Here is a 3,489-nt window from a genome sequence, read left to right as displayed (position 1 = left end):
AAAAACGGCTTCAAGCCCGAGGCACAGCTGGCCGAGGAAGTGCGCCGACGCTACTTCAGCAACCCCGACGCGCCCATCAGGACCGGCGAGGCAACCGGCGACGATTCCCAGGCCCAGCAGAACCCGCTCTGGACCGACCCCCGGGGCAAGCCGCTGATCCGCAACTTCTCCGACGTCGCGGTCACTTTTGGCGAAGGTGAGGGCTCCTCGCACAGCCAGGCCTTCAAGGGCAGCAGCGACGGCAAGCCCTTCAGCCTGATGCCCTTGGCGAACCACAAAACGCTCGACCTGCAAGCCCGGGGCATCTACCGAGTCAACGTCTCCGTGCCCCTGGCCAACCTGCCCGAAGGCATCGTCAGCTACACGCCTTTCGACAAGATCGATCTGCGCATCACGCGCCATACCAGCGTGCTGATCGATCCCTGGGCCGCGGCATCGGTGCAACAGACCATGGACCGCTTTGGCAAGCTCGTCCCGCTGAACAGCTTGTTCTCCCCGATCGAGGCGGCGCTGGGCATCGTCATCCCGCTCTTCGAGTTGGGGGAGGTATCGGCCCCCCAATTCGGCGCCTGGAACGCTGGCAGGACGTGGTGCCCGAGGACCGGCTCAAGGCCGACGAGTCCAAGAACTGAACCCGCGCGACAGCAGACTTCAGGACCATGCAACAGGCCCTTCCACTACCGCGCCCGCCGGGTGCGCGAGCCGTTTCTGCGCGGCCAGGCAGGCCCCTGCCCCAGCGCGTCGGCCTGTGCCTTGGCCTGTTGTTGCTGGCCCTGGGCGCACCCGCCGCAAGAGCGCAAGCCCCCTGGCCCGAGGTCGCCCTGCCCGCGCAGGCCCAGAGCTACGGCGTCGGCCAGCAACTGGGAATAAACGGCCTGCCCATGCGCCTGACGGGCTTTGCCACCGAGGCCGCTCCGGAGCAAACCGCCGCGTGGTTTCGCCGCACGCTGGGCCAGCCCCTGGTGGAAAACCGCCTGGGTCGCAAGCAGATCCTGGGCCGCGCCGAGGGCGGGTACTACCTGACCGTGCAGATCGAGCCCGGCAGCGACGGTCGGGGCAGCCGGGGCATGGTCGCGGTCACGCAGCTGCCCAGTGCCCCGCAGCCGCAGACCCGGGAGCCGATCGCCCATTGGCGCCGCCTGCTGCCTGCCGGCACCCAAGTCACCAGCCACCTGCAAACGCAGGACAACGGCCGGTTCGCGACCCATCTCGTGGCGCTAAACCGGCACGGCGAGCAGCTCAATGCACAGCGGCTCGGCGCGGCCTTGCGCGAACGGGGCTACGCGCTCGAGCGCAGCATGACCACCGACAGTGCCGCCGGCTTTCCCGAACAAGCCGCCGGCCTGACCCTGCTCTTCCGCGGCCCGGGCAAGGAGGCCATGGCCACCATCACGCGCGGCGCGCAAGGCCAGACCAGCATCGTGCTACTCACCAGTGTCCAGTTGGAGTCATTGCCATGAATCGTTGGCGTTTTCCCCCGCGCTGTGCGCACCCCATGGACGCGGTCCCCAAGCCCGGGACAGCGCGCAACCGGCGTTGCCAGGCATTTGGCGGCGCCCCTTCGAGGCCGGCGCACCGCAGGCGCATCGGAGGGGCTGCATTGCAACGCGGCCAATCTTCGGTGGAGTACGGCGTGGTCTGCGCGGCCCTGGCCTTCGCGCTCGGCGTCGGCATGCTCGACGACAGCAGCGTGCTGCTCGAGTTGCTCCGGGCCTTCCGACTCGCCTACGAAAAGTTCAGCTTCGCCATTTCACTGCCCATCTGAGCCACCCGCCTGACCCATATCTTTCCCATATCTTTCCCATATCTTTCGTATCCCTTGTTCCACTTGCCCCACTTGTCCCATGAAACTCTCCCTGTCCCGAATCGCCGCGCTGCGGCTCAGCAAGTCCTGGCTACTCTTTGGGGTGGCGGTGTCAATCGGCCTGCTTGCCGCCTTGGGCGCGCGCAGCTATCTGAGCATCCATGCGGCGGCGATCGAGGCGCGCGCCAAGAGCAAGACCACCAGCCTGCTGGTGGCCAAGCGGGACCTTAAAAAGGGCGATGTCCTGTCCAACGACACCGTGGCGACGCGCGACATTCCGGTGGACTACGCGCATTCCAACGCCATCACGCTCGAGCAATTCGATAGCGTCGATGGCCAGAGCGTCGAGCACGACGTCAGGGAGGGCGAAATCCTGCTCTGGAGCCTCATGCAGACCAAGAAGGCTCCGAGTTTTTCCGCGCGCGTCGGGATCGGGCGCCGCGCGATCACCGTGCACGTCGATGAGATCAACTCCATCTCCGGTCTGCTGGAGCCAGGCGACGCGATCGACCTGATACTCACGCTCGAGCAGGGCGGCAAAAAGACCACCTTCCCCTGCTGCAAAACGTCCGGGTCATGGCCACCGGCCAACGCGTGGTGGACGACCCCAAGAGCGGCGAGCGGCGGCAGTACTCCACGGTCACGCTGGACACCACGCAGGCGCAGGCACAGAGCGTGGTCATTGCGCGCGAGGCCGGCAAGATCACGGCGCTGCTGCGCAATCCGCAGGACACGCAGGTTTTGGCGGAGGACAGTGCGGCGATGGCGGCGCTGCTGGGCCTCGCCGGCGACGTGCAGTCCCTGGCCAACTCCGCGGGTTCGACGGGCCGCACGGTGCCCGTGCTCTACGGAGGGCGCCGCAGCGACTTCAAGCCCGAGGAACTGACGCTGCGCCAGGCCGCGAACCAGGGCGGCGCCGATGAACCGGCCACGCGGGCCGCGCCGGTCGCGCCACCGTCCGGGCTGCTGGCCTTCAACCCCAAGCCAGACCAACCCCCGGGCAACCCCGGTGTATTGGTGATTGCCGTGCCACCCCGCGCGGCCCCATAACCTCCCCCCTCAGCTAACCCCAGGCAGACGTTTCTCCGCCCACCCATGTCCTATCGCACCATTCCGATCACCGCTACAGGCCGCGCATTGCGCTGGATCCTGGCCCTGGCCTGCGCCACGGCCCTGTCTGCCGGCGCCCAAACGCCGGTCCAAACACCCACCCAGCCAGCATCCGACACCACGGACCTTGCCGCGCCGCCCGCGCTCTCGCGTGGCGGCTTCGCACCGGCGCTGCGGGCCAAAAAGCAGACTCCGGCGGCCGTTTCCGGCCAACCCTACCGCCCCATCCAGAAACCGGACGACCAGGCCCAGGTGCCCGAGATCGAAATGTTCGTCGGCGAGTCGCGCGTCTTTCCCAGCCCCGGCGTCGCGCGCATTGCCGTGGGCAATGGCAAGGTGCTCACGGCCGCCGCGCTCGACGAACGCGAAGTCATCATCTTTGCCAACGAGGTCGGGACCTCCTCGCTGTTCGTGTGGAACGAGGAGGGCCGCTACCAGCGCGTCAAGATCAACGTCGTCCCCGGTGACACCAGCCGCTATGCGCGCGAGATCGCCGCGTTCCTGAGCACCATCCCCAACGCCAAGGCCTCCGTCATTGGCGACAAGGTCATCGTCGAAGGCGACAACCTGGGCGA

4 protein-coding genes and 1 pseudogene are annotated in these 3,489 nt (G+C 67.5%); all 5 read left to right on the top strand.

The window, feature by feature from the left end:
- On the top strand, positions 1 to 870 hold an 870-nt coding region (locus tag VTU_RS27475), incomplete at its 5' end, for a hypothetical protein (protein ID WP_010105559.1).
- Entirely contained in the window at positions 762 to 1,460 is a 699-nt protein-coding gene (locus tag VTU_RS0114940) for a hypothetical protein (RefSeq protein WP_050809518.1), read from the top strand. The genes VTU_RS27475 and VTU_RS0114940, both read left to right, overlap by 109 nt.
- 140 nt (positions 1,461 to 1,600) lie before the next feature.
- A complete protein-coding gene (locus VTU_RS27470) occupies positions 1,601 to 1,765 on the top strand; it encodes a hypothetical protein (RefSeq protein WP_010105557.1) in 165 nt (54 codons plus the stop codon).
- 79 nt (positions 1,766 to 1,844) lie between these two features.
- Positions 1,845 to 2,854 (top strand): annotated as a pseudogene (gene cpaB / locus VTU_RS34905) (Flp pilus assembly protein CpaB).
- 45 nt (positions 2,855 to 2,899) lie between these two features.
- Positions 2,900 to 3,489 (top strand): pilus assembly protein N-terminal domain-containing protein (locus VTU_RS27460; protein ID WP_010105551.1); only part of this gene is annotated, 590 nt, incomplete at its 3' end.

This window comes from Verminephrobacter aporrectodeae subsp. tuberculatae At4 (assembly GCF_000193225.1).
GTDB classification, from domain to species: domain Bacteria; phylum Pseudomonadota; class Gammaproteobacteria; order Burkholderiales; family Burkholderiaceae_C; genus Acidovorax; species Acidovorax aporrectodeae.
The sequence above is the reverse complement of the archived record's forward strand: the minus strand, read 5'-3'. Positions and strand labels throughout refer to the sequence as shown.